The following is a 25181-nucleotide window of genomic DNA, read 5'->3' as shown; positions in this document are numbered from 1 at the left end:
ATGCCTCGTGTTCGGGTCATTCCGCTCGATGACGCGGCGGCGCGAACCCGGTTGCACGGATCGCGCCGCTGAGTCGCGTGCATCACCACGAATAGCCCTGCATGCCGTAATCGACATCGTGTCGGCGTCCCCACCACGGCAGGTAGGCGTTGTTTCCGCCGCGCGCGCGAAACCAGTCCTTGGTCGGGTCGATCGGCGTGAGCTTCGATGGCGGCATGACGACGACCGCGGCGGGGTGTTCGGGGTCGGTCGTGCCGGCGACGAGTGCGTTGCCGCCGAAGTGGTTGATCCGGCCGATCGCGAGCGCGACGTCGGTCAATGCGCTGCCTGTTCCCATGTCGCCGAGCAGGGCGGCGGTGTTGAATGTCTGCTTCTTGTGATCGTATTCCGGAAGCGTTTCGGTCAAGGTTTGCGTGAGCGCGACGAGGCGGGATGACGCTGCATCGCTGCCGTTGCCTGCATCGTGAACGATGTAATTCAGGTCAGTGGCAGCGACGCCGGCGTTGCGTGCCGCTTGCGCGATCGTCGCCTTCCACGCCTGGGCGGCGCGCGTCGTGCCGACTTTCGGCGAGAACGCTTTCGTGTCGCCGGCCGCGGCCTTGCCGATCCATGCGAGCGGCTCGCGCTCGGTGTTGAAGTTCGGGCCGGCGAGGAACAGCACGACGAGGTTCTCGTTGATCTGCGCATCCGTGGGCGGGAAGTTGGGGGCGTCCCAGTTCATTGCCCATACGGTCTTGTCGGGGTTTGCTTGCAAGTAATCCAGCGCGTTGTTCAGTGACGTGAAGCCGGCGTTTGCGTTGCCTTGGGTAATTTGGACGTCGGGCGGCGTGTCGCGGCTCCAAAGCGTCTTGGGTGACGGCGGACCAATTTCGAAGCATTGGAGAAACTCATTGATAAAGTACGTCTTCGCTTCAATCGGATCGAGCCTGGGAGGCAGCGCGAGCTCGATATGTATTCCGGCAAGCTCGCGCCAATCTTTGGGATTCTCGGCTTTCACGGTGTAGAAATAGCTCGCGTTCGCAAAGTAGCGCGAACGCATCAACACGAGAAACTCTCTTACGTACTTGTGATAGAAACCCTTGAATGTTTCTTCGCCCTCGTTGCCGTACGCGATGCCAGCTACCGACTGCAGGGTGGTAAAGGACTTCGGATCGGTGCGGACCATATCGTCATTCTTGTTGGGAGCGGCAAGGCCCTGTGCCCACAACAATTGCCATTCGGTCGGGTAGTCCATACGTTGCAGCGGATTCAACCACATCAGGCCGACAACCTGTGCGACGAACGGCTTGGCCGGCTCTTCGACTGATGGCGATGAATTCTCCAGCGCGCTGACAGGTGCGGCATGTACCGCGCGCATGAGGGATGTGGTGAACAGAAACACCATCAGCGCGGCCAGGCCAGGTACGACAAAAAATCGTTTCATCCAATCTCCTATTTCGAAATGTGCCGGGTCGGGTCGTTCGACATGCGCCATCAGAGAGGCCATGAGAACGGTGGCGATCAGCCATGTCGAAACGGCGAGGGCGACGCGTCGCGGCCAGGTAGCGATCAGCGCCTTCATACGAAACCCCGGGCCTTCAGATAAAACTCGCCTTCACGTTCGTCCGTGATCGTCGGTCATGCGTCTCAGCGCCGGTTTGCATCACCACGAATAGCCCTGCATGCCGTAATCGACATCGTGTCGGCGTCCCCACCACGGCAGATAGGCGTTGTTTCCGCCGCGCGCGCGGAACCAGTCCTTGGTCGGGTCGATCGGCGTGAGATTCGATGGCGGCATGACGACGACGGCGACGGGGTGTTCGGGGTCGGTCGTGCCGGCGACGAGTGCGTTGCCGCCGAAGTGGTTGATCCGGCCGATCGCGAGCGCGACGTCGGTCAATGCGCTGCCTGTTCCCATGTCGCCGAGCAGGGCGGCGGTGTTGAATGTCTGCTTCTTGTGATCGTATTCCGGAAGCGTTTCTGTCAAGGTTTGCGTGAGCGCGACGAGGCGGGATGACGCTGCATCGCTGCCGTTGCCTGCATCGTGAACGATGTAATTCAGGTCGGTGACAGCGACGCCGGCATTGCGGGCCGCTTGCGCTATCGTCGCCTTCCACGCCTGTACGGCGCGCGTCGTGCCGACCTTCGGCGAGAACGCTTTCGTGTCGCCGGCCGCGGCCTTGCCGATCCATGCGAGCGGTTCGCGCTCGGTGTTGAAGTTCGGGCCGGCGAGGAACAGCACGACGAGGTTCTCATTGATCTGCGCATCCGTGGGCGGGAAGTTCGGGGCGTCCCAGTTCATTGCCCATACGGTCTTGTCGGGGTTTGCCTGCAAGTAGTCCAACGCCTTGTTCAGCGATGTAAAGCCGGTGTTTGCGCCGCCTTGCGTGATCTGGACATCAGGGGGTGTGTCGCGGCTCCACATCGTCGGGAAATGCGGATTGCCGATAGAAAACGTCTTCCGAATCGAGTCTTGCACGTAGCTTTGCGATTCGGCTGCATCAAGTCGATTCGGAATCGCAAGCTCAACATGAATGCCCGCGAGTTCCCGCCAGTCCTTTTTATAGTTGGGCGCGACCGTGTAGAAGTATTTCGGATTGGAGGCATAGCGCGAGCTGAGCAGCAGAGGAAATTCGAACATGTACTTGCGATAGAAGCCTCTAAATGTTTCCTCGCCTTCGTTGCCGTACGCGATACCCGCTACCGATTGCAGCGTAGTGAAGGACTTCGGATCGGTGCGAACCATATCGTCATTCTTGTTTGGCGCGGCGAGTCCCTGCGTCCACAACAATTGCCATTCAGTCGGGTAGTCCATACGTTGCAACGGATTCAACCAAATCATGCCTACAACCTGCGCGACGAACGGCGTGGCCGGCTCTTCGACTGATGACGATGGAATCTCTAACGCGCTGACAGGTGCGGCATGTACCGAGCGCGCGATGGCCGTGGTGAACAGAAATACCATGAGCGCGGCCAAGCTCGGTACGACAAAGAATCGTTTCATCCAATCTCCTATCTCCAAATGTGCTGGGTCGGGTTGTTCTACGTGCGCGATCAGCGAGGCCATGAGCACCGTGGTGATGAGCCATGTCGAAAACGCGATGGCGACGCGTCGCGGCCACGTGGCGATGAGGGTCGTCATACAAGACCTCCGACCTTCAGATAAAACTCACCTTCGCGTTCATCCATGATCGTGTCGGGCTTCTTGCCTTCACTATCCTCGGCATGTACCCATTCATGCATCGATAAACCATCAAGTTGCCCGCGTGCAAAATATTCGTAGTACTTCTTGTTTGGGTTTTCGTCTGACAGACCTTTACTCATCCGCCAATCCGCCTCAATGCGCACCGATTTGAGTTGCTTCTCGGTCAGGTAGCACAAGCCCACTGCAACGTCATACGCAAGCGCCTTCTCGGCGTGCTCTGGATGGGTCACCGTCGTAGAGTGATTGGTCGGGCTATTCGTCGAACCACGATCGAGCCAGTCGACGATCTGTTTGTCGCGCCATTCCTTGTAGCCCTCCGGCATCTCGCTTTTGCCGTCCTCACCAATCACGTGACCCTCGTGATCGATCCATTCCGTATTGAGTGTTCGACGCGCTTCCATTCGCATCAACGCGCGATCTTCATAGCGCTGTCCGGCTTCCGTTTCCGCCGTACCTTGCGCGACGCTATCCGCGTTCTTTGCGTTGTACTGGTCGTACGGATCGTCGGCCCGCTTGTCCGCATCGGTCTTGCTCGCGTTGCGCCACGCGGCTGGTGGATCGTTGCCTTCGTTGAAGTCGCTGACTGCGTCGCCATCCTTCGTTTCAACGGCCTTGCCGAATCGCAGCGCCTTCGGCGAAAACGGATCATCAAGTGCCGGCGCATCCGCCACCACGGTCCAGCCTTTCGGCGGATCGGCATTCACACGCAGCATGTTCAACGCCGAGCTGATACCGGTCACGACGAACATGAGCGGTGCGGTCACAAGCGTCGCTGCCATGCCCAAAACTGATTCATTCCCCTTGATCGCACCAATCAGATTGAACTTTGCGGGCGGCGACGGCGGGTACCAGAAGCCCGGCTTCGTTCCTCGCTTGCCATGCCGCCAATCGTCTTCCCAATATCGGTAGGGTTTCTGAACGCCAACAGGGAAGCCGGATGCGAACACCCGCTGCGTCAGGATGCCCTCCACACCGATATCCTCGAGTTCGTGCTTGCTGATCCCGCGCCAGCCGATGCCTTGCACCGTTACCGCCGAAATCACCTGATCGTGTGGACAGCAATACGCGGTGACGCGGCCATACGTCGACCCATTCAAGCCGTGCCGCGCGCGATCCTCTTGCGCTGCATAGGAGCGGTTGCTCGTCGGCGACACCCGCTTGTTTTCCATGTCTTCATCGATCTTGTCCACGGGCAGTTCGTGTGCTTTGCGAGCGCCGATGATCGACAGGAATTTGCCGAGCGTCTTCGTGCGCGCGGCGTAGGTCTGCCGTCCGCGTTGACCGCTCGCGTCCTTCGTCGCGCGTTGCGACCATGTATCCATGAACGTATCCGATTTGTACGGGCCGTCCGCATTCGCAAGGCTATACGGCGCGTTCGCCAGTACGTAGGCATCTGCGACGCAATGTCCGGTGCGTCCCCACGGATCTTCGACATCGGGGAAGGCGTCACCGAAGAACGCTGCTGTCAGGCCGACGATGTTGCCTTGGCTATGGCACACGACCGTAATCGGTACGTCGGCCTGCATGCGGCGAATCGACTCGATCAGCCTGGCCAGTCGCAACGCCGCGAGCACGCCGTACGCGCGAGGCGGCGCGCGGTACAGCGGTCGATGGGTTGGATTGATGCCTTGCACCGTCATCCAACCCATCGTTCGGTCATCCAGACCGCCGTGCCATAGATCGGGCAGGCTTGCGCAGCCGTTCGTGAACGGACCGCCGCCCCAATAGTCCTTCTCGTTCAGAAAGATCTTGTCGCCGTATTCCTTCAGTTCGGCCGCAGTCGCACGATAGCCCCATCGGAAATGAATGACAGGCGAGAACGATGGGTCGGGTTTGATGTAGTCACCGGACCAAAGCTTCGGATTCAAGAACCCATCCGGCGTCACGCTTTCCGTGTACTTCGCGGGCAGCAACTGCCCGGCGTCGACGCCGTGATACATCATCTGATCGTCCAGTCGCCCGAGCCTGCGATTCAGACCTTTGCACAGCCCTTGCTCCGTTGCATCGAACCATTCACCCTCCGAGTTGACGCCATGCACGAAGATCACGATGCCGGGCAACGGCAATTGCTTGATGCAGATCAGCGGCGTGTTCTTTGCAAACATCGTCACACCCTCGCCGCGGCCGACGACGATCGGCGGCGGCGCCGGTCGCGATGCGGCCACGTTCAACGTAGCGACAGTTGCCGCAGGTTCGTCGTTGCGAGCATTTGCCACCGATCGTGGATCGAGAAGTGAATCGGCCATCCAAACTCCTGAACATCTCAAACACCGTGCCAGTTATCGGGCATACAAACGAATCGATAAGTATCCGAACCAACGGAGAACTGAAGCGAGGCCGCAAGCATATCGAATAGGCGCAGGTGGAAAGCCCGGATACCGGAAAATGCGCGCCGAGCGCGGTGGCGCCGAACGAAAATTGTCAGAATGTGTTTCCGAGCGGAAATCCGTCGCATGGCTTCATCACGCAAAGAGCGGCGCGGAAGTGGCGCTGCCTTCACTCCGCAGCGACTGCGAGGCCCGTCATCCGGCGAGGCACCCGTTTGACGCACTGCTTACAACATTTCGTCCGTATCTTTCAACGATTAATTCGCTGTTGTCCGTGCTTGCATGGCGAAACCGACGAGTTTGTATCGCACTGTATCTATTGCCGCTGCGGAAACATCGGATTGCACTGAAACCATGGTTCGGAAACATGCCGGATACGTGAGCGGGTTCTACTGTCGACATGCAGGAAACGTTCGATGCCAGACATCTGGATCGGATACCGAATGATCGACACACCAACTTCCTCTTAGGAGAACACTCATGAAAGCCGCTCGAATCCTCGCCGTTGCCGTTCTCGCTTCGATCCCCGCATTGTCGTTCGCCGATACCGGCCACGGCCTCACGCGTGCCGATGTGCGCGCCGATCTCGTCCGACTCGAGAAGGCCGGCTACAGCCCGGCCAGCGGCGAAGCCAATTACCCGGACGATATCGCTGCCGCGGAGAACGCCGTCGCCGCGCAGCAGGTCGCGCGCTCGGACCAGAACGGTCCGTCGAAGTCGCAGGGCGACAACGTCGCCGCCGCGTCGACGCCGACCGCCCGCTACGCAGCGGCCGACACGCGCGCCGCACGCGACGCACGCACGGGCGCCGCGGACGGCCTGTACGCGCATTCGTGATCCGCTGCCGCGCCTGCCATGCGCAGGCGCGGCAGCATCGCAAACATTTCAGATGTACAACACGACAGGAAGGAGCATGACGATGGTCGGTTTGACGAAACGGGTGCTGGTGTCCGCGGCGGTGCTGGGCGGTCTGTTCGGTGCGGTCGCGGCGCAGGCTGCGCCGAAGGAAGACCTGAAGGGCACGAACGTCGTGCTGGTGCACGGCGCGTTCGCCGACGGGTCGAGCTGGAACCGCGTGATTCCGCTGCTCGAGGCGCGTGGCCTGCACGTCGTAGCGGTGCAGAATCCGCTGAGCTCGCTCGCCGACGATGCCGCCGCGACGAAGCGCGCGATCGACGAGCAGAAGGGGCCCGTCGTGCTGGTCGGCCATTCGTGGGCCGGCGTCGTGATCAGCGATGCGGGCAACGACGACAAGGTGAAGTCGCTCGTCTACGTCGCCGCGTTCGCGCCGGACAATGGCCAGTCGATCGCCGACGTCACGCAGGGGCTGCCGGCGCCGGCGTGGGCCGGCGAGCTGCGCAAGGACGCGGGCGGCTTCGCGACGCTGTCGGACAAGGCGATCGCGCAGGATTTCGCGCCGGACCTGTCGCCCGCGCAGCAGCGCGTCGTCGCCGCGACGCAAGGGCCGTGGTACGGTGGCTGTATTTCGCAGAAGGTCACGCAGGCCGCGTGGCATGAGAAGCCGTCGACGTTCGTCGTCGCGACGCAGGACCGGATGATCGATCCGACGCTGCAGGAAGCGATGGCGAAGCGGATCGGCGCGACGGTCGCGCGTGTGAACGGCAGCCACGTCGCGATGTTGAGCCAGCCGAAGGTTGTGGCCGACGCGATCATCGCTGCCGCGGAGCGTGCGAAGCACGATACGCAGTGAGTGATGCGGCGCCGTCGGTGAGGGTGATGTACTTTCATGAAGTCCTGACGTCTTCCTCGCCAGGAAGGCGGAGGATTCCCGGTAGCGATAGGCAAGCATCACGCCGGTGACCCTGACCCGTGGAAGAAGCTGCCTCTCGACGGCACGCCTTTCCTCCCCGCCGTCCGCCCCGAAGGAAATCCCCTTGGGGGAAATGGCGGGCTTTCTCGGAGCACATTCTGATGACGCAGCAACTCTGGCAACTATCGGCGACTGAAATCGCGAAGCGGGTGCGGCAACGTGAAGTGTCCGCACGAGAAGTGGCGGATGCGACGCTGGCCCGTCTCGATGCGGTGAACCCGGCGATCAACGCGGTGGTCGAGCATCGCCCGGACGACGTGCGGCGGCAAGCGGACGAAGTCGATCGCGCGATCGCGCGCGGCGACGATCCAGGGCCGCTCGCCGGCGTGCCCGTGACCGTGAAGATCAACGTCGACGTCGCGGCGTTCGCGACGACCAACGGCACGCGCCTGCAGGAAAACCTGATCGCGAGCGCCGACAGTCCGTCGGTCTCGAACTTGAGGAAGGCCGGCGCGGTGCTGCTCGGCCGGACCAATTCGCCGACGTTCGCGCTGCGCTGGTTCACGTCGAATCTCGTGCACGGCCATACGTACAATCCGCGTAACCGGTCGCTGACGCCGGGCGGATCGAGCGGCGGCGCGGCGGCGGCCGTCGCCGCCGGGATCGGCCCGCTCGCGGTCGGCACCGACATCGGCGGCTCGGTGCGTTACCCGGCCTATGCCTGCGGCGTGCACGGGATCCGGCCGTCGCTCGGACGGGTGCCGGCGTTTAATGCATCGTCACCCGAGCGTGCGATCGGCGCGCAGTTGATGTCGACGACCGGGCCGATCGCGCGCACGATCGACGATCTCGCGCTGGCGCTGCGAGCGTTCGCCGCACCGGACCCGCGCGACCCGTGGTACGTGCCGGTGCCGATCGAAGGCCGTGCGGTGCCGAAGCGTGCGGCGCTGTGCGTGCGTCCGGGCGGCCTGCAGGTCGTGCCCGAAGTCGAGGCCGCATTGCGCGATGCCGCGCGTCGGCTCGTCGATGCGGGGTGGACCGTCGATGAAATCGACGATACGCCGCCGATGCGCGAGGCTGCGCTGTTGCAGGAGCAGCTCTGGCTTGGCGACGGATTCGACGCGTTGACGAACGCGGTCGCGAGCGACGGCGACCCGGGCGCGGCCGCGGTGATCGCAGCCGTGCGCGGCAAGGTGCGCGATCTGCCGGCCGACGTGATCAGCCGCGCGCTCGTGCGGCGTACGACGCTGACGCGGCAATGGCGGCTGTTTCTCGATGAATACGCGGTATTGCTGCTGCCGGTGTCGTCGGAGTTGCCGTTCCCCGACGAACTCGACAGGCAAGGACCGGAAGGGTTCGAGCGCGTATGGGAAGCGCAGCTCACGCTGCGTGCGCTGCCGGCGATGGGGCTGCCCGGGCTTGCGGTGACGACGGGCATCGCCAATGACGTGCCGGTCGGTGTGCAGGTGGTCGCCGCTCATCATCGCGAGGATCTGTGCCTGCTTGCGGGGCACGACATCGAGGCGCGCGGCGCGCCGGTGACGGTGGTCGATCCGATCGTCTGAGGCGGTACGGGCGTGGCGCGTCGGCGATGCACCGCGTTCGTCGGCGGATTGTTCATCGATCCATCAAGGCGCGCGCCGTTCGACCCGGCGCGCCATTCCATTTCGGATTCCCTTGCAACGTGCGGCGCGTCGCGTGCCGCACCGTTCCTGACTTCGTAGCCTCCATTTCTTTCAAGAACCTTCGATGCGTGACATCGAACGGCCGTCGCTCCCGATCCCCCGCATGAACCCGCGCCGATCGCGCGCGTCTGCTATTGCATTCCCCGCGCCGCTGATTAGGAAATGAATTTTTATTGGTTCTGCTTCCCCGAGCGCGCTCGCATAGTCGGGCTGACGGCTATAGACAGCATCCAAGCTGCGCAGGCCGCAATCCCGGCGTTGTTGATCATACGAATCTGCGAGAAAGAGGAAGCGTGATGACGTTTGCATTGGAAGAACGAACGGCCGCCCGGCAGGCGCTCGAAGCCGCGCGCGCGGCGGCCGCATCGGCGGGCACGCCCTACGCGGGCGGCGTGGCGCCGCAAGCCGCGTGGACGCTGTTCGCCGCCGGCGACGCGTTGCTGGTCGACGTGCGCACCGCGGAAGAACGGAAATTCGTCGGCCACGTGCCCGAGTCGCTGCATGTGCCGTGGGCGACCGGCACGAGCCTGACGCGCAACCCGCGCTTCGTGCGCGAGCTGGAAGCGAAGACCGGCAAGGACGCGGTGGTGCTGTTGCTCTGCCGCAGCGGCAACCGGTCCGCGCAGGCGGCCGAAGCCGCGACCAAAGGCGGTTTCACACAGGTATTCAACGTGCTCGAAGGGTTCGAGGGCGACCTCGACGAACAGCGGCATCGCGGCAGCCTGAACGGCTGGCGCCATCGCGGCCTGCCGTGGGCTCAGGACTGAGTCACGGCTGTTACGGGGAGAAGTCAGCATGGCCGCATTCGACATCGACGACATCGTTCAATCGCTCCAGAGCGTGCGCCGCGCGTGGCGCGAGAAGCAGCGGCGCTCGCTCGAACCGGGCGGGCGCGACCTGCCGGCGCGCGAGGCGCTCGCACAGATCATCGGCGCGCTGAAGGGCGTGCTGTTCCCGATGCGGCTCGGGCCGCCCGACCTGCGGCAGGAGAGCGAGAACTTCCATGTCGCCCACGCGCTCGACGCGGCGCTGAACGCGCTGCTTGCGCAGGTGACGCTCGAACTGCGCTACGCGGCGCGGCAGCGCAACGCCGATGCACCAATCGAAGAAGTGGCCTCCACCGCCGTGCAGGCGTTCGCCGCACGCCTGCCTGAGATCCGCCGGCTGCTCGACAGCGACGTGCTCGCCGCGTTCCATGGCGATCCGGCGGCCGGCAGCGTCGACGAAGTGCTGCTCTGCTATCCCGGCATCCTCGCGATGATCCACCACCGGCTCGCGCATGAGCTGTACCGGCTCGGGCTGCCGCTGCTCGCGCGGATCATCGCCGAGCAGGCCCACGCGGAAACCGGCATCGACATTCATCCGGGCGCGCGCATCGGTGGTGGCTTCTTCATCGATCACGGCACGGGTGTCGTGATCGGCGAGACCGCGATCATCGGCGAGCGCGTGCGCGTGTACCAGGCCGTCACGCTCGGCGCGAAGCGCTTCCCGCGCGATGCTTCCGGCCATCTGGAGAAGGGGCTCGCGCGCCATCCGATCGTCGAGGACGACGTCGTGATCTATGCAGGCGCAACGATCCTCGGCCGCGTGACGATCGGCCGCGGCGCGGTGATCGGCGGCAACGTGTGGCTCACGCAGGACGTACCGCCCGGCGCGAACGTCACGCAGGCCGTGCTGCGCAGCGAAGCGAGTGCCGCGCGGCGCGAACCGGCCGAACCGGTGCCCGACGCACGGGTGACGACATGAGCGACCTGATCCAGCACTTCGGCGCCAACGTGCGCAAGCTGCGCGAAGCGCGCACGTGGTCGCAGGAGCAGCTCGCCGAACACGCGGGGCTGAACCGTTCGTATGTCGGCGAGATCGAGCGCGGCGAGGCCATCGCGTCGATCGTCACCGCGGACAAGATCGCGCGCGCGTTCGAGGTGTCGATCTCGACGCTGTTGCCCGGCGTGTACGTCACCTGACTCATTTCGCCTGCTTTCCCGTTCGGTCGTGCCCTGTGACGGCTATAGCATGTTGAGCCGGCAGGGGCGTGCTTCGGATAATCGCCTGGCGTCATAAGCAATCCCGTTTTTCATCTTAAGAACCCGGAGCTACACATGTCGACCGTTGCAAGCGGCACGGCCGCGCTGAGCGATCACGCCGCCCGCCAACTAGCGAACGCTACCAAGACCGTCCCGCAGCTTTCCACGATTACGCCGCGCTGGCTGACCCATCTGCTGCAATGGGTGCCGGTCGAGGCCGGCATCTATCGCCTGAACCAGGTGAAGAACCCGGAAGCCGTGCGCGCCGCCTGCACGCAGCTCGAGGACGAAAGCGTGCTGCCGCGGACCTTCGTGCCGTACGAAGAACAGCCGCGCGAGTATTTCCTGAACGCGGTGAGCACCGTGCTCGACGTCCATACGCGGATCTCCGATCTCTACAGCAGTCCTCATGACCAGATCAAGGAACAGCTGCGCCTGACGATCGAGACGATCAAGGAGCTGCAGGAAAGCCAATTGATCAACAATCCGGACTACGGGCTGCTTGCTAATGTGACCGACGAACAGCGGATCTTCCCGCTGACCGGCGCGCCGACGCCGGACGATCTCGACGAGTTGCTGACCAAGGTATGGAAGGAGCCGGCGTTCTTCCTCACGCATCCGCTCGCGATTGCCGCATTCGGCCGCGAATGCACGCGGCGCGGCGTGCCGCCGCCGACGGTCAGCCTGTTCGGCTCGCAGTTCCTCACGTGGCGTGGCATTCCGCTGATCCCGTCGGACAAGGTGCCGATCGCCGACGGCAAGACCAAGATCCTGCTGCTGCGCGTCGGCGACAAGCGTCAGGGCGTCGTCGGTCTCTATCAGCCGGGCGTCTCGGGCGAGCAGGGGCCGGGCCTGTCGGTGCGCTTCATGGGGATCAACGACCAGGCGATCGCGTCGTACCTGATCTCGCTGTATTGCTCGCTCGCGGTCCATTCGCCGGATGCGCTGGCTGTCCTCGATGACGTCGAAATCGCCAAGTTCCATGACTATCCCGACACCTACCGTTAATCCCGGCCTGGTCGGCGGCGACGCGCACGCGTTACCGCATGCGCCGCTGCCGGCCGGCTTGCCCGACCCGGCGACGCTCGCGCGGCTCGCGTCCGAGTTCTTCGCGACGCCGCCCGGGCAGGCCACCGCGCCCGGGCTGTCGGCGGGCAGCGGCGCGGTCGGCGGCGTGCCGTCGGCATTGCCGGCGGCGGCGCCGATCCTCGCGTCGGTCAGCAACCCGGTGCCGGGCGGTTCGCCGCTCGCGGGCCCGGGCGGCGCGGGCACCGGCGTGCCGGGTCTTGCGCTGCCGCAAGGCAAGGTGCCCGGCGCGAACCTTGCGCCGTCCGCGCCGACGCACGTGCTGTCGCTCGGCAACCGCGTGCCCGCGCTCGCGCCGCATGCGGCCGCGCAGAACGGGCTGCCCGACAACGCGGTGTCGATCGCGCCCGCGTTCGAGCCGCGCGTCGGCGGCGCGGCGCTCGGCGTGCCGCAGGCGAATGCCGCGGTGTCGGAGGGCGCGGCGAAGGCGGCGCCGGCTGCGTCGCCGTACTACTTCACCGACGGTTCGCTGCAGGGCTGGCAGGCGACGCCGCAGGACATCGTCGTGCCGTCGAACGGCCTTGCGTCGCCGGAAGCGTTCGGGCTGCCGGGCGACGACGCGCTGCGCGAGCTGCTCGCCGTGCATCGCGACGTGCCGGTCGGGCGTGCATCGGGTGCGTCGGGCACGGACGTGCCGCGTTACTTCATCGACGATACGCACGCCGCCGAACCGCAGGGTAGCCCGCACCGCGGCGCGCACCCGCCGTTCGACGTGAACGCGATCCGCCGCGACTTCCCGATCCTGCAGGAACGCGTGAACGGCAAGCAGCTCGTCTGGTTCGACAACGCGGCGACGACGCACAAGCCGCAGGCCGTGATCGACCGCCTCGCGTATTTCTATGCGCACGAGAATTCGAACATCCACCGCGCCGCGCATGCGCTGGCGGGCCGCGCGACGGACGCATACGAGCATGCACGGGACACCGTGCGGCGCTTCATCGGCGCATCGTCGCCGGACGAGATCGTGTTCGTGCGCGGCACGACCGAGGCGATCAACCTGATCGCGAAGACGTGGGGCGTGCAGAACGTCGGCGAAGGCGACGAGATCGTCGTGTCGCATCTCGAGCATCACGCGAACATCGTGCCGTGGCAGCAGCTCGCGGCGCTCAAGGGCGCGAAGCTGCGGGTGATTCCGGTCGACGATTCGGGGCAGGTGCTGCTCGACGAATACCGCAAGCTGCTCAACGACCGCACGAAGATCGTGTCCGTCACGCAGGTGTCGAATGCGCTCGGCACGGTCGTGCCGGTGAAGGAGATCGTCGAGCTGGCGCATCGCGCGGGCGCGAAGGCGCTCGTCGACGGTGCGCAGTCGATCTCGCACATGCGCGTCGACGTGCAGGCGCTCGACGCGGATTTCTTCGTGTTCTCGGGGCACAAGATCTACGGGCCGACCGGGATCGGCGTCGTGTACGGCAAGCGCGCGATCCTCGACGCCATGCCGCCCTGGCAGGGCGGCGGCAACATGATCGCGGACGTGACGTTCGAGCGCACGGTGTTCCAGCCGCCGCCGAACCGCTTCGAGGCCGGCACCGGCAACATCGCGGATGCGGTGGGGTTGGGCGCGGCGCTCGACTACGTGAGCCGCGTCGGCATCGAGAACATCGCGCGCTACGAGCACGATCTGCTTGCGTATGCAACGAGCGTGCTCGCGCCGGTGCCGGGCGTGCGGCTCGTCGGCACGGCGCGCGACAAGGCGAGCGTGCTGTCGTTCGTGCTGAAGGGCTATGAGACGGAAGAAGTCGGTCAGGCGCTGAACGAAGAGGGCATCGCGGTGCGCTCGGGGCATCACTGCGCGCAACCGATCCTGCGGCGTTTCGGGCTCGAGGCCACGGTGCGGCCGTCGCTGGCGTTCTACAACACGTGCGATGAGGTCGACGCGCTGGTGAGGGTCGTGAGACGACTGGCGGCGCGGCGCTGATTCGCGCTGCCTGACCCAAGGCCGCTTGCGGCGCCCGGAAATTGGGCGTCGCAAGCGGCCTTGGGTGTCGATGCGGGGGCGGACGTGATGCGAATCAACGCCCCGCCAGCATCCTTGTGCCGAGCCCCATCAGCAGCAGTCCGGCCGTCGTGTCGATCACGGCCTTGCGCTTGATCAGCAGCCGGCGCACGGACGGATGCGACGCGAGCAGCGCCATCGTGCAATACCATGCGCCCGAAATCCCGATCGACAGTGCGACGACCACGAGATCGAACCATGCCGGTGCGTGGGCCGGCACCATCAGCGCGAAGACACTGCCGTAGAACGCGACGGCTTTCGGGTTCGTCATGCTGACCACATAGCCTTTCTTCGCGGCACGCCAGCCGGAGGATGAAGCCGGAGCGGCAACGGACAACGGCTTGCGCGCGGTCAGCACCATTTTCAGGCCGAGCCAGATCAGGTAGGTCGCGCCGGCCAGCCGCAGTGCGGTGTGCACCCATGCGACGTGGGTCACGAGCAGGCTCAGGCCGGCAATCGCGATCGCGGCCCAGGTGCCCGACGCGGCAGCGAGGCCGAGCCCGGTCATCACGCCGGCGCGGCGCTGCGCGACCGCGCTCGACGTGACGATCACGAAGTTCGGGCCGGGGCTGGCTACGCTCAGCAGCAGGACGCCGGCGAGCGGCAGCAACGCGTTGATGGTGGTCGACATGGATTCGGGGGCCGTGACGTGGATGGACCTTCATCTTACCCCGGTCGACGTGCCGTGCCTGCGTGCGGGCGATCCAGAAAAAAACGCGTGACGACCGACGTCGCCACGCGTTGCATTGCTTCGAAACACCGTGCATGCCGGCGAACCGGCACGCCGCGGCACATCGCCGGATCGTCAGAAATCGAACCCCGGCCCGCCCGCACCCGGGCCACCCGGCGACGCGGCCGGCGCCGCATCCTTCGGCGCCTCGAACACGGTCGCATCGGTCGTCAGCAGCAGGCCGGCCACCGACGCCGCATTCTGCAGCGCGGTGCGCGTGACCTTGGTCGGATCGAGCACGCCTGATTCGACGAGGTCGCCGTATTCGCCGGTCTGCGCGTTGTAGCCGAAGTTGCCCGAGCCCTCCGCCACTTTCGCGACGACCACGCTCGCTTCCTCGCCGGCATTCGTGACGATCTGGCGCAGCGGTTCCTCGAGCGCGCGCAGCACGATCTTGATGCCGGCGTCCTGGTCGGCATTCGCGCCCCTGAGTTCGCGGATCGCCTGCCGCACGCGGATCAGCGCGACGCCGCCGCCCGGCACGATGCCTTCCTCGACGGCCGCGCGCGTCGCGTGCAACGCGTCGTCGACGCGGTCCTTCTTCTCCTTCACTTCGATCTCGGTCGCGCCGCCGACCTTGATCACTGCGACGCCGCCCGCGAGCTTCGCGACGCGTTCCTGCAGCTTCTCGCGGTCGTAGTCGGACGTCGCCTCTTCGATCTGCACGCGGATCTGCTTCACGCGCGCCTCGATGTTCTTCGCATCGCCCGCGCCGTCGATCACCGTGGTGTTTTCCTTGCCGACCTCGATGCGCTTCGCCTGGCCGAGTTCGGCGAGCGTGGCCTTTTCGAGCGTCAGGCCCGTTTCCTCGGCGATGACCTGGCCGCCGGTCAGGATCGCGATGTCCTCGAGCAGCGCCTTGCGGCGATCACCGAAGCCCGGCGCCTTGACCGCGACCGTCTTCAGGATGCCGCGAATGTTGTTCACGACCAGCGTCGCGAGCGCTTCGCCCTCGACGTCTTCCGCGATGATCAGCAGCGGCCGGCCGGATTTCGCGACCTGTTCGAGCACCGGCAGCAGGTCGCGGATGTTCGAGATCTTCTTGTCGTGCAGCAGGATGTAGGGGTTCTCGATCTCGGCGATCTGCTTGTCGGGATTGTTGATGAAATACGGCGACAGGTAGCCGCGATCGAACTGCAGCCCTTCGACCACGTCGAGCTCGTCGGCGAGCGACTTGCCGTCCTCGACGGTGATCACGCCTTCCTTGCCGACGCGGTCGATCGCTTCGGCGATGCGCTGGCCGATCGATTCCTCGCCGTTCGCGGAGATCGTCGCGACCTGCGCGATTTCCTTGCTCGTGGTGGTCGGCTTGCTGATCTTCTTCAATTCGTCGACGGCCGACGCGACGGCCTTGTCGATGCCGCGCTTCAGGTCGAGCGGATTGAGCCCGGCCGCCACGTATTTCTGGCCTTCGCGGACGATCGCCTGCGCGAGCACGGTGGCCGTCGTCGTGCCGTCGCCGGCTGCGTCGCTGGTGCGCGACGCGACTTCCTTCACGAGTTGCGCGCCGATGTTCTGCAGCTTGTCCGCGAGTTCGATTTCCTTCGCGACCGACACGCCGTCCTTCGTGACGACGGGTGCGCCGAAGCTGCGTTCGAGCACGACGTTGCGGCCCTTCGGCCCGAGCGTGACCTTCACCGCATTAGCGAGAATGTTGACGCCTTCGGTGAGCTTCGTTCGCGCGACGTCGCTGAAAAGAATTTCCTTGGCTGCCATGATTGCGCTCCGTTATTGATTGACGACCGCGACGATGTCTTCTTCGCGCAGCACGAGGAATTCGTTGCCGTTCACCTTGACGGCCTGGCCTGCGTACTTGCCGAACAGCACGCGTTCACCGACCTGCAGGTCGGGCACGAGGCGCTGGCCGTCCGCGTCCTTGCGGCCGGGGCCGACGGCGATCACTTCGCCCTGGTCGGGCTTTTCCGCAGCGCTGTCGGGGATCACGATGCCCGAGGCGGTGGTGGTTTCCTGGTCGAGTCGCTTCACGATGACCCGGTCGTGCAAGGGGCGTAGGCTCATCTGTTCCGTCCTGTTCTGTTGCGTCGAGATTGGTTGGCACTCTTTATCGGAGAGTGCTGACGAGTATAAGAACGCGCGGCGGCGCGATCCAATAACGGATTCGGAAAAGCATTTGCTTGGATGCGCTATGGATGCGCGGCGGGCGTCGGCGTGGAGCGCAAGCGTATGACTCCGACATCGCATACTCGCCCGGGGAGTCCATGAGCGTGGCAACGACACCGGAAGCCGGACGTCAGCCGGGCTGGCTGCGTATCGCCCCCGCGCTGTTCCTGCTGCTGTGGGCGAGCGGCTTCTGTTCCTGAAACTCGGGCTGCGCGACGCGGATCCGCTGACGTTCCTCGCGCTGCGCTATGCATGCGTGGTTGCGCTGCTCGCCGGGCCGTTCCTGTGGCTGCGTCCCGCGTTGCCGCGCACACGCGACGAATGGCGCAATCTCGTCGTCGTCGGTTTGTGCTGGAGGCCGGCTATTTCTCGTTCACCGATCTGAGCCTGAAACTCGGGATGACGGCCGGCGCCGTCGCGCTCGTCACGTCGCAGCAGCCGATTCTCGTCGGGCTGCTCGCGCCGATGATCGCCGGCGAGCGCGTCGGCGTGATGCGCTGGATCGGCCTCGCGCTCGGCGCGGCCGGCGCGGTGATGGTGATCCTCGCGCGTTCGTCGGTTGCGGTGTCGTCGTCGTGGGCGCTGGCGTTCGCGCTGCTCGCGCTCGCGTGCATCACCGGCGGCACGCTGTGGGAAAAGCGCTTCGGCACCGACATCCATCCGGTCACGGCGAACCTCGTGCAATACACGGTCGGCCTCGCGGTGACTGCGCCGCTCGCGTTCGCGCTCGAACCGATGCACGTGCACTGGACCGCCGGCCTCGCAGGTTCGCTCGCATACCTCGTGATCTGCAATTCGCTGATCGCGATCTCGCTGCTGCTCGCGATGGTGCGATACGGCGAAGCGTCGCGCGTGTCGGCACTGTTTTTCCTGATTCCGCCGGCCGCGGCGGTGATCGCGCTCGTCGTGCTCGGCGAGACGATCGGGACGCTCGCATGGCCCGGCATGGCGCTTGCGGCCGGCGGCTTGTATCTGGTGATGCGGTATTGAGCGAGCACCGCGGGCCGCGTCGATCTCGTAACACAATTTATAGGTTCTGATGCGTGGGTGTCTTTGTGTGCGTTCGCCCGGAATGCCCCCGCCCTGTTCGTGCCCAAACCGCGGTCCATAGCGCTTCGCGGCGTGTTGCAAGGCATCCATGTGCGCTTTCGCCCTCGCCGAAGTGATGGGTCCGTTCCGTTCTATGAAAGCCGCGAGGTTGTCGCATCGTGTTTCGAAAAGTAGATTCGCCCGACGGTAACGCCGGAGGGTCGAATGGCTTCAGTTGTGATCGATTTGGGTGCGGGAAGGCGGGCGACGCTGACACGCGCGGGACGTGCGACGTTGTCGGCCAAGCAACGCGCTGCGGTCTCCGAGTTGATGCTGCACTGGCCGCGGTACGCGGGCCTGACGACGAACGCGATGACGTACTTGCGGCAATTGGGCCTTGACGCTTTCCGTGGTGCCCCGCTCGATGTGCTCAGGTTGGCCATCGAGGACGGCCGAGTCATGGTCGACATCGAGCGTCCAGCGGTTGCTGGCGGCGCTTGTGGTGATCTGCCGTCCACGCCGCCTTTCCCACGAGCGAGTCGGTTCGCCCGTGTGGCGCCGCAGGCGTTGCTCCCGGTAGACAAGCCTATTCCGAGTTGGGCGCGACCAAGTGATGTCTCGGCCGATGAGTTGATAAGCTACCTGGAAAGCGTGCTGGGGAACGCAGGCAGCGGCGGTGCCGGCACGGCACTCGGGCTGGTTGATACGCCGCTCAGCGGCGCCGCCCCGTTCTTGCTGCGGGACTCGCACTTGCGCGACGATTCGTTGAATCTGGCTGCGCGTCGGCCGAACGAAAGGTTGGAGGCTAGCTGCATGGAGAAATACGAAGCAGCTATCGAGTTGTGCAATCGGCTGGCAAAGGTCATGGGCGGCCTTGCTGGTCTGGCACTGTGCAAGCAGAATGCGTTTATGGATTATCAAGAGTGCAGGGGATTCTAAATGGCTAAGCATTCGCCTTATGCCGTCGTGGTGATTTACGACGAAGACCAGCAAAGACTCACCGTAAAAGCGGCTGATCCAGACAAGCTCGCGCCGCAATTACAAGGCGTTCTCGAAATGCCGATCCTGTTGGACGAGTTCGACTATCGGATAGATGACGAGTTTGCGCGTCGCCTGGGTGCCGCAATGCTGAATCTCATCGCTGCCGGTCAGCCGGGCATCGAGAAATACATGAGTGTGACGCTTGAGCCTATTCCGAGGCGGGGCGACGGCAGCCGCTGATACTTGTAGAGGAATGTGCTTTGAGCAAACCGAGACGCGCAACCATCGTGTTTTACGACGAGGACACCGAACAGGTTACGTTATGCACTGTGTTTCGCAAGGACGTGCAGGCCGTGCTTGATCGCGAAATGAATGCAGGCGTCGCCATCACGATTCCGCCGCATGCCGAGCCGAACGACGGGTGCCCGATTACCGATGAGGACGCACGGCGATTAGGCGGTATGGCACTGCTGATGCAGGCGGGCGTGCACCCTGAGTTGCGCGAACGGCTTAAATTCGCGGAGGCAGGGTCTGTCGACTGGTCCCCGGTTCGGCGCCCGGACGCGGACTGAAGATTCAGTGCATGAGCCGCAGGATTGCCACGACGATCCTGCCGAAGATGCCGATCACCGCCTGCCGTCGGGCCCCGCGGTTTGATAGAGAGTCCTATCGTTCGACTCCCTTCGCTAGCCCGGCGTTGAATGGCCGTGCCGCAATGGTTGAGCAACGCCGGCGACGACGACCGTACGCGTTTCCCCCGCCTGACGCACAATCGACCGCGTCATGCATGCGCCGCGCGCGCGAGCGCGCACCACACCGTCTTCGATCCCAGGCGGCGGCAGCCTCGGCTGACGCAGCTGACGCAGCGCAACCACCGCGGCGCGCGACGTAAACCACAGGCCGCGCCGCATATTCTCCTGCCCCGTTAGCATGTGACGAATCCGACTTTGTGCGCCGCGGATGCGACGCTAAGATCGCCGATCCCGTAGATCGAGCGTTCACAACGATGAAAAAATCCGCCGCGCCGTTGCATGCCTTCCGTTTCCGCGTGGTCTGCGCCGCGATCGCCGGTGCGCTGTCGCTCGCGTCGTGCGGCGGCGTCGACAGCGATCCGCCGCCGCAGGCCAATGCGACGCCCGCGGCCAAGCGCCCGAACATCCTCTACATCATGGCCGACGATCTCGGCTATTCCGACATCCATGCATTCGGCGGCGAGATCAACACGCCGAACCTCGACGCGCTCGTCGCGTCGGGCCGCATCCTGTCGAACCACCACACCGGCACCGTGTGCGCGATCACGCGCGCGATGCTGATTTCGGGCACCGATCATCACCTCGTCGGCGAAGGCACGATGGGCGTGCCGACCGACGAGCGGCGCGGCCTGCCGGGCTACGAGGGCTACCTGAACGATCGCGCGCTGTCGTTCGCGCAACTGCTGAAGGACGCCGGCTATCACACGTACATCGCGGGCAAGTGGCACATCGGCTCGGGGATCGTCGGCAGCGCGACGGGCAGCGGGCAGACGCCGGACCAATGGGGCTTCGAGCGCAGCTACGTGCTGCTCGGTGGCGCCGCGACGAACCACTTCGCGCACGAGCCGGCCGGCTCGTCGAACTACACGGAAGACGGCCGCTACGTGCAACCGGGCCAACCCGGACAACCGGGCGGCGCGGGCGGCAGTCCGGCCGTGTTCTACTCGACGGACTTCTATACGCAGAAGCTGATCTCGTACATCGATTCGAGCAAGCAGGACGGCAAGCCGTTCTTCGCGTACGCGGCCTACACGTCGCCGCACTGGCCGCTGCAGGTGCCGGAGCCGTGGCTGCACAAGTACGCGGGCGTGTACGACGCCGGCTACGACGCGATCCGCAACGCACGCATCGCACGACAGAAGGCGCTCGGTCTGATTCCGGCCGACTTCAGGCCGTTCGACGGCCTGCCAGAAACGACGTCGGCGTCGCCCGCAACGGCGAACAACGGCACCGCGAACGCGAAGTACATCAGCGCCGTGCATTCGGCCGCCGACGGCTACGCCGACTACGGCACCGGCAAGGTCGACAAGCTGTGGGCGAGCCTGAGCCCGGCCGAGCGCCGTGCCCAGGCACGCTACATGGAGATCTACGCAGGGATGGTCGAGAACCTCGACTACAACATCGGACTCCTGATCCAGCACCTGAAGGACATCGGCGAATACGACAACACGTTCATCATGTTCCAGTCGGACAACGGCGCGGAAGGCTGGCCGATCGACTCGGGCGCGGACCCGACGGCGACCGACACCGCGAACGGGCAGGAGCCGATCTACTCGACCCTCGGCACTGACAACGGCAAGCAGAACGCGCAGCGGCTGCAATACGGGATGCGCTGGGCCGAAGTGAGCGCGACGCCGTTCCGGCTCACGAAGGGCTATTCGGGCGAAGGCGGCGTGTCGACGCCGACGATCGTGCGCCTGGCCGGGCAGACTCGGCAGTTGCCGACGCTGCGCGCGTTCACGCACGTGACCGACAACACGGCGACGTTCCTCGCGGTCGCGGGCGTCACGCCGCCGTCGCAGCCGGCGCCGCCGCTCGTGAACACGCTGACCGGCATCGACCAGAACAAGGGCAAGGTCGTCTACAACAACCGCTACGTGTATCCGGTGACGGGCCAGTCGCTGCTGCCGGTGCTGACCGGCTCGGCGACGGGGGAAGTGCATACGGCGCCGTTCGGCGACGAAGCCTACGGCCGCGCGTACCTGCGCAGCGCCGACGGTCGCTGGAAGGCGTTGTGGACCGAGCCGCCGCTCGGCCCGCTCGATGGTCACTGGCAGCTGTACGACCTCGCGGCGGATCGCGGCGAGACGACCGACGTGTCCGCGCAGAACCCGTCGGTGATCGGCACGCTGGTCGACCAGTGGAAGACCTACATGAGCAACGTCGGCGGCGTCGAGCCGTTGCGTCCGCGCGGCTACTACTGAGGACGACACGATGCGCTTGCGCTTCTGGACGCTCGGCGCGGCGCTCGCGGCCACGCTGTTCGCGGCTGCGTTCGCGGCCGGCTATGCGAGCCCGTCGGCGTCGCCCGGCGGCGCCTTCGACGATGCGAATCGCGGCCGCCCGCTCGCGCCGCTCGGCTCCGAGCGGCAGTGCGAGCGCTACTCGGGCCTGCCCGCGACGTGGCGTGACGATCCGAAGGCCGGGATGGTGCACCTGAGCGGCGGCGCATTCGTGTTCGGCAGCACGCGCGGTTATGCGGACGAGCGTCCGGTCGGCGACGGCAGGATGCGCGTGGGCGGCTTCTGGATAGACCAGACCGACGTGACGATCGCGCAGTTCGCCGCCTTCGTGAAGGCGACCGGTTATGTGACCGAGGCCGAGCAGCAGGGCGGCGCGGCGGTGTTTCACGTGCCGGCGCGCGACGAGCTGAATGCACGTGACCTTGCGTGGTGGAGCTGGGTCAAAGGCGCGTCGTGGCGGCAGCCGCGCGGCCCTGGCAGCAGCGTCGATGGGCTCGGCAACCTGCCCGTCACGCTCGTCACGCAGCGCGACGCGCTCGCGTATGCGCACTGGCTCGGCCGCGACCTGCCGACCGAAGCCGAATGGGAATACGCGGGCAAGGTCGGTCGCGACGACGCGTCGCTCGATGCGGCGCCGCGCGACGCGCAGGGTAAGCCGGCCGCGAATTACTGGCAGGGTGCATTCCCGGTGCTCGATACGGCCGAGGACGGCCATGCGGGCCTGGCGCCGGTCGGCTGCTACGCGGCGAACGGCTTTCACCTGTACGACATGATCGGCAACGCGTGGGAATGGACGAAGGACGCGTACACGGGCCCGCATCAGTCGCACACGAACGGCGACACGGCGGCCGTGGCGCCGCCGACGCGCCGGCACGACACGCCGATGGTGATCAAGGGCGGCTCGTTCCTGTGCTCGCGCGATTACTGCGTGCGTTATCGCGCGTCGTCGCGCGAACAGCAGGAAGCCGATCTCGGCGCGTCACATATCGGATTCCGTACGATTCTGAGGGATCCATCGTGAAACGCGCCGTGCATTGCATTGCCGTGTGGCTGGCCGTTGCATGCGGCCTCGTTCATCAGGGTTCGGTCGTTGCCGCGGAAGCCATCGCGCGCACGGTGCGCGTCGGCGTGACGCGCGGCGTGCATGCGGAGATCCTCGACGCGGTGAAACGCGTGGCCGCCACGCGAGGGCTCGGTGTCGACGTCGTCGAATTCGACGACGCGTCGCGCATCGATACCGCGCTTGCGGACGGCAAGATCGACGCAGCGAGCTTCGAGGACGCGCAGCGCCTCGCCGCCACCCGCACGGCGAAAGGCTACGCGCTGAGCGCCGTCGCACCGACCGTCACGCTGCCGATGGCGCTGTATTCGCGCAAGCTGAGGAGTCTGAACGAACTGCAGCCCGGCGCGACGGTTGCGATCCCGGCCGATCCGCGCGGGATGGCGCGCGCGCTCGTGCTGCTGCAGAACGACACGCTGGTGACGCTGCGCGCGAAGGCCGGCCTGCATGCGACGCTGCGCGATGTAACCGGCAACCGGCTCGCGCTGAAATTCGTTGCGCTGCGTCGCGACCGGCTCCATGCGGCGCTCGACTCGGCCGCGTTCGTCGCGATCGACAGCGACGACGCCACGCGCATGGGCCTGCAACCGGCGCGCGACAGCATCAACCTCGAAGATGCGCGCTCGCCGTATGCGAACGTGTTGACCGTGCGCGATGCCGATCGCACGAAGCCGTGGGTCGCGCAACTCGTCGCCGCGTATCACTCGGACGGCGTCGCGCATTTCATCCTGACGCGCTACCAGGACTCGGTGCGCCGGCCGTGGTAGACGACTACCGCCTCGCGTGCAATGCGTGCGGCCGCTGCTGCAACAGCGCGCCGACATTGTCGTTGCGCGAACTGTTCCGGCATCGGCATCGCTTCGTCGGCGCGCTGACGATCCATCGCGTGCCGAAGCGGCGCATCGGTGAGCGATCGCGCACGGGCGAGCGCGAGCATGCGCTCGACGCCGACGACGTCGCCGCGTTCGATGCGCTCGCGAACACGCTGTTCCATCGCGCGCGCGGCGCGGACGATGAATGGATCGCACTGACGCTGCAAGGCTACGACTATCCGTCGCTCGGGCGGTGCCCGGCACTGGCCGGTGACGGACGCTGCAGCGTGCATGCGGACAAGCCGTCGATCTGCGGCGCGGTGCCGCTCGATCCGATGCTGCCGGACCGGTTGCAGTCCCGCGTGCTCGCGCGGCGGCGCGAGGACACGGCGTGGCTCGGCGCGAACTGCATCGTCGGTGCGCACGACGGCGCGGCTTCGGTCGATGCCGTGTCGGCGATACCGCTGGTCACGGACGGGCAGGTCGCGGACCGCGCGGCGCTCGACGCGTTTCGCGACGCGCTCGCGTTCGAGCGCGCGGTGTGGCGCGACGCTGTGTTCGCATCGCTGATCGACGGCGGCCCGCAAGTGCGCGATGCGTTGTCGCGGCTTTCGCCCGGCGGCTACCTGACGATGTCGATCGTGCCGGTGCTGCTGGCTGTCGCAGCGGTCTCCGCGCATTGCCGCGCGCTATGCATCGACTTCATCGATGCGCAACGCGCGTTGATCGACGCCCGCGTCGATGCGGCGCTCGCGCGCCGGCGTCTCGACGACCGGCCGGCGACGCGCGAATTGCGCGGTTTCGCGCAGGCGCTCGGACGGGCGCGTCATTCACTCGCCGCGGTGCCGGCCGCCACGGCGGCTGACCGCACGGACGCATCACGCATCGACGCGTGGCTCGACGATCGGCACGACGCCGTCGCGCTTACCCCGTGACGAAAGCGGCACGCGATGCGTGCCTTACACTCGACGCTCTTTCAATCGTCTCCGACGGAGCGCGCATGTACGCATCGACCTTCATTTTCCGCGCCGGGCAATACGACGACGAATTCCATCGGCTCGACCGGCAGATTGCCGACATCGCGCGCGCGACACCCGGCTATCTCGGCGAGGAAACGTGGGAGAACGCGGAAGCCGGGCTGATCCAGAACGTCTACTACTGGGAATCCGAGGCGGCGTTGCAGCAGCTGATCGAGCACCCCGCGCATCGGGAAGCGAAGGCGAAGCAGGCGCGCTGGCTGGACGGTTATCGCGTGGTGATCGCGCAGGTGCTGCGCGAGTACGGCGACGGCAAGCTCGCGCAACCGCATGCGGGGCAGCCCGCGTGAGCTGATTGCCGAATCGGCGCGTCGGGCGTGCTGCGCGAACCGCCGCGCATCCG

The 25181-nt window shown here is 65.5% G+C and carries 22 protein-coding genes and 1 pseudogene; 17 read left to right on the top strand and 6 right to left on the bottom strand.

Going from position 1 to position 25181, the window contains the following annotated elements; translation table 11 throughout:
- Positions 1 to 82: 82 nt before the first annotated feature.
- The 3 genes from SB786_RS04460 to SB786_RS04450 all read right to left on the bottom strand — a co-directional run bounded on the left by SB786_RS04460 (position 83) and on the right by SB786_RS04450 (position 5430).
- A complete protein-coding gene (locus tag SB786_RS04460; protein ID WP_410726461.1) occupies positions 83 to 1423 on the bottom strand; it encodes a virulence factor in 1341 nt (446 codons plus the stop codon).
- A 219-nt stretch (positions 1424 to 1642) separates the two neighbouring features.
- Positions 1643 to 2983, bottom strand: a complete 1341-nt coding sequence (locus SB786_RS04455) for a virulence factor (RefSeq protein WP_410726460.1) — start codon at positions 2981 to 2983, stop codon at positions 1643 to 1645.
- A 134-nt stretch (positions 2984 to 3117) separates the two neighbouring features.
- Positions 3118 to 5430, bottom strand: a complete 2313-nt coding sequence (locus SB786_RS04450) for a hypothetical protein (protein WP_410726371.1) — start codon at positions 5428 to 5430, stop codon at positions 3118 to 3120.
- A 561-nt stretch (positions 5431 to 5991) separates the two neighbouring features.
- On the opposite strand from SB786_RS04450, the gene SB786_RS04445 reads away from it, so the two are divergent.
- From SB786_RS04445 to SB786_RS04410, 8 genes are all read left to right on the top strand, one after another.
- Positions 5992 to 6348 carry a DUF4148 domain-containing protein gene (locus SB786_RS04445; RefSeq protein WP_410726370.1) on the top strand — a complete coding sequence of 119 codons (357 nt, stop codon included), beginning with the start codon at positions 5992 to 5994 and terminating at the stop codon, positions 6346 to 6348.
- 82 nt (positions 6349 to 6430) lie between these two features.
- Complete coding sequence (locus SB786_RS04440) at positions 6431 to 7222, top strand: alpha/beta fold hydrolase (protein WP_410726459.1); 792 nt, start codon at positions 6431 to 6433, stop codon at positions 7220 to 7222.
- A gap of 221 nt (positions 7223 to 7443) precedes the next feature.
- Entirely contained in the window at positions 7444 to 8847 is a 1404-nt protein-coding gene (locus SB786_RS04435; protein ID WP_410726369.1) for an amidase family protein, read from the top strand.
- Between the two features lie 416 nt (positions 8848 to 9263).
- Positions 9264 to 9734: a rhodanese-like domain-containing protein gene (locus SB786_RS04430; protein WP_410726368.1), complete on the top strand. Its 471-nt coding sequence runs from the start codon at positions 9264 to 9266 to the stop codon at positions 9732 to 9734.
- Between the two features lie 28 nt (positions 9735 to 9762).
- Positions 9763 to 10713 (top strand): serine O-acetyltransferase EpsC, encoded by a 951-nt coding sequence (epsC, locus tag SB786_RS04425; RefSeq protein WP_410726367.1) that lies wholly within the window; start codon positions 9763 to 9765, stop codon positions 10711 to 10713.
- Positions 10710 to 10931 carry a helix-turn-helix domain-containing protein gene (locus SB786_RS04420; RefSeq protein ID WP_006761984.1) on the top strand — a complete coding sequence of 74 codons (222 nt, stop codon included), beginning with the start codon at positions 10710 to 10712 and terminating at the stop codon, positions 10929 to 10931. Before epsC ends, SB786_RS04420 begins: the two co-directional genes overlap by 4 nt.
- Positions 10932 to 11066: 135 nt before the next feature.
- On the top strand, positions 11067 to 11999 hold the full coding sequence (locus SB786_RS04415) for a family 2A encapsulin nanocompartment shell protein (RefSeq protein ID WP_410726366.1): 933 nt from the start codon (positions 11067 to 11069) through the stop codon (positions 11997 to 11999).
- The gene (locus tag SB786_RS04410; RefSeq protein WP_410726365.1) at positions 11974 to 13995 is read left to right on the top strand and encodes a family 2A encapsulin nanocompartment cargo protein cysteine desulfurase; all 2022 of its coding nucleotides are present in this window, start codon (positions 11974 to 11976) and stop codon (positions 13993 to 13995) included. Before SB786_RS04415 ends, SB786_RS04410 begins: the two co-directional genes overlap by 26 nt.
- A gap of 94 nt (positions 13996 to 14089) precedes the next feature.
- Here the strand turns inward: SB786_RS04410 and SB786_RS04405 are convergent, their stop codons facing one another.
- The 3 genes from SB786_RS04405 to SB786_RS04395 all read right to left on the bottom strand — a co-directional run bounded on the left by SB786_RS04405 (position 14090) and on the right by SB786_RS04395 (position 16822).
- Entirely contained in the window at positions 14090 to 14704 is a 615-nt protein-coding gene (locus SB786_RS04405) for a LysE family translocator (RefSeq protein WP_410726364.1), read from the bottom strand.
- 174 nt (positions 14705 to 14878) lie between these two features.
- Positions 14879 to 16519: a chaperonin GroEL gene (gene groL / locus SB786_RS04400; protein ID WP_410726363.1), complete on the bottom strand. Its 1641-nt coding sequence runs from the start codon at positions 16517 to 16519 to the stop codon at positions 14879 to 14881.
- Between the two features lie 12 nt (positions 16520 to 16531).
- Entirely contained in the window at positions 16532 to 16822 is a 291-nt protein-coding gene (locus tag SB786_RS04395) for a co-chaperone GroES (protein ID WP_410726362.1), read from the bottom strand.
- A 200-nt stretch (positions 16823 to 17022) separates the two neighbouring features.
- Here SB786_RS04395 and SB786_RS04390 point away from each other — a divergent pair.
- The 9 genes and pseudogenes from SB786_RS04390 to SB786_RS04350 all read left to right on the top strand — a co-directional run bounded on the left by SB786_RS04390 (position 17023) and on the right by SB786_RS04350 (position 25128).
- A pseudogene (locus tag SB786_RS04390) lies at positions 17023 to 17914 on the top strand (DMT family transporter).
- A gap of 264 nt (positions 17915 to 18178) precedes the next feature.
- Positions 18179 to 18892, top strand: coding sequence for a hypothetical protein (locus SB786_RS04385; protein WP_410726361.1), 714 nt, complete (start codon positions 18179 to 18181; stop codon positions 18890 to 18892).
- Positions 18893 to 19174 (top strand): hypothetical protein, encoded by a 282-nt coding sequence (locus SB786_RS04380; protein WP_006760095.1) that lies wholly within the window; start codon positions 18893 to 18895, stop codon positions 19172 to 19174.
- A gap of 20 nt (positions 19175 to 19194) precedes the next feature.
- Positions 19195 to 19506, top strand: a complete 312-nt coding sequence (locus tag SB786_RS04375; protein WP_334042733.1) for a hypothetical protein — start codon at positions 19195 to 19197, stop codon at positions 19504 to 19506.
- A gap of 434 nt (positions 19507 to 19940) precedes the next feature.
- Positions 19941 to 21890: an arylsulfatase gene (locus SB786_RS04370; RefSeq protein WP_410726360.1), complete on the top strand. Its 1950-nt coding sequence runs from the start codon at positions 19941 to 19943 to the stop codon at positions 21888 to 21890.
- A 10-nt stretch (positions 21891 to 21900) separates the two neighbouring features.
- On the top strand, positions 21901 to 22950 hold the full coding sequence (locus SB786_RS04365) for a formylglycine-generating enzyme family protein (RefSeq protein ID WP_410726359.1): 1050 nt from the start codon (positions 21901 to 21903) through the stop codon (positions 22948 to 22950).
- Positions 22947 to 23756 (top strand): MetQ/NlpA family lipoprotein, encoded by an 810-nt coding sequence (locus tag SB786_RS04360; protein ID WP_410726358.1) that lies wholly within the window; start codon positions 22947 to 22949, stop codon positions 23754 to 23756. The genes SB786_RS04365 and SB786_RS04360 overlap by 4 nt, the downstream gene beginning before the upstream one ends.
- Positions 23750 to 24736, top strand: a complete 987-nt coding sequence (locus tag SB786_RS04355; RefSeq protein WP_410726357.1) for a YkgJ family cysteine cluster protein — start codon at positions 23750 to 23752, stop codon at positions 24734 to 24736. The genes SB786_RS04360 and SB786_RS04355 overlap by 7 nt, the downstream gene beginning before the upstream one ends.
- A 65-nt stretch (positions 24737 to 24801) precedes the next feature.
- Positions 24802 to 25128, top strand: a complete 327-nt coding sequence (locus SB786_RS04350) for an antibiotic biosynthesis monooxygenase family protein (protein ID WP_410726356.1) — start codon at positions 24802 to 24804, stop codon at positions 25126 to 25128.
- Positions 25129 to 25181: the final 53 nt, after the last annotated feature.

The sequence above is a fragment of the Burkholderia sp. SIMBA_062 genome, assembly GCF_046534765.1.
GTDB classification, from domain to species: domain Bacteria; phylum Pseudomonadota; class Gammaproteobacteria; order Burkholderiales; family Burkholderiaceae; genus Burkholderia; species Burkholderia ambifaria.
The sequence above is the reverse complement of the archived record's forward strand: the minus strand, read 5'-3'. Positions and strand labels throughout refer to the sequence as shown.

Coding starts and splice junctions, on each gene's coding strand:
- SB786_RS04460 (WP_410726461.1), bottom strand. CDS start 1,423: ATGAAACGATTTTTTGTCGTACCTGGCCTGGCCGCGCTGATGGTGTTT.
- SB786_RS04455 (WP_410726460.1), bottom strand. CDS start 2,983: ATGAAACGATTCTTTGTCGTACCGAGCTTGGCCGCGCTCATGGTATTT.
- SB786_RS04450 (WP_410726371.1), bottom strand. CDS start 5,430: ATGGCCGATTCACTTCTCGATCCACGATCGGTGGCAAATGCTCGCAAC.
- SB786_RS04445 (WP_410726370.1), top strand. CDS start 5,992: ATGAAAGCCGCTCGAATCCTCGCCGTTGCCGTTCTCGCTTCGATCCCC.
- SB786_RS04440 (WP_410726459.1), top strand. CDS start 6,431: ATGGTCGGTTTGACGAAACGGGTGCTGGTGTCCGCGGCGGTGCTGGGC.
- SB786_RS04435 (WP_410726369.1), top strand. CDS start 7,444: ATGACGCAGCAACTCTGGCAACTATCGGCGACTGAAATCGCGAAGCGG.
- SB786_RS04430 (WP_410726368.1), top strand. CDS start 9,264: ATGACGTTTGCATTGGAAGAACGAACGGCCGCCCGGCAGGCGCTCGAA.
- epsC (WP_410726367.1), top strand. CDS start 9,763: ATGGCCGCATTCGACATCGACGACATCGTTCAATCGCTCCAGAGCGTG.
- SB786_RS04420 (WP_006761984.1), top strand. CDS start 10,710: ATGAGCGACCTGATCCAGCACTTCGGCGCCAACGTGCGCAAGCTGCGC.
- SB786_RS04415 (WP_410726366.1), top strand. CDS start 11,067: ATGTCGACCGTTGCAAGCGGCACGGCCGCGCTGAGCGATCACGCCGCC.
- SB786_RS04410 (WP_410726365.1), top strand. CDS start 11,974: ATGACTATCCCGACACCTACCGTTAATCCCGGCCTGGTCGGCGGCGAC.
- SB786_RS04405 (WP_410726364.1), bottom strand. CDS start 14,704: ATGTCGACCACCATCAACGCGTTGCTGCCGCTCGCCGGCGTCCTGCTG.
- groL (WP_410726363.1), bottom strand. CDS start 16,519: ATGGCAGCCAAGGAAATTCTTTTCAGCGACGTCGCGCGAACGAAGCTC.
- SB786_RS04395 (WP_410726362.1), bottom strand. CDS start 16,822: ATGAGCCTACGCCCCTTGCACGACCGGGTCATCGTGAAGCGACTCGAC.
- SB786_RS04385 (WP_410726361.1), top strand. CDS start 18,179: ATGGCTTCAGTTGTGATCGATTTGGGTGCGGGAAGGCGGGCGACGCTG.
- SB786_RS04380 (WP_006760095.1), top strand. CDS start 18,893: ATGGCTAAGCATTCGCCTTATGCCGTCGTGGTGATTTACGACGAAGAC.
- SB786_RS04370 (WP_410726360.1), top strand. CDS start 19,941: ATGAAAAAATCCGCCGCGCCGTTGCATGCCTTCCGTTTCCGCGTGGTC.
- SB786_RS04365 (WP_410726359.1), top strand. CDS start 21,901: ATGCGCTTGCGCTTCTGGACGCTCGGCGCGGCGCTCGCGGCCACGCTG.
- SB786_RS04350 (WP_410726356.1), top strand. CDS start 24,802: ATGTACGCATCGACCTTCATTTTCCGCGCCGGGCAATACGACGACGAA.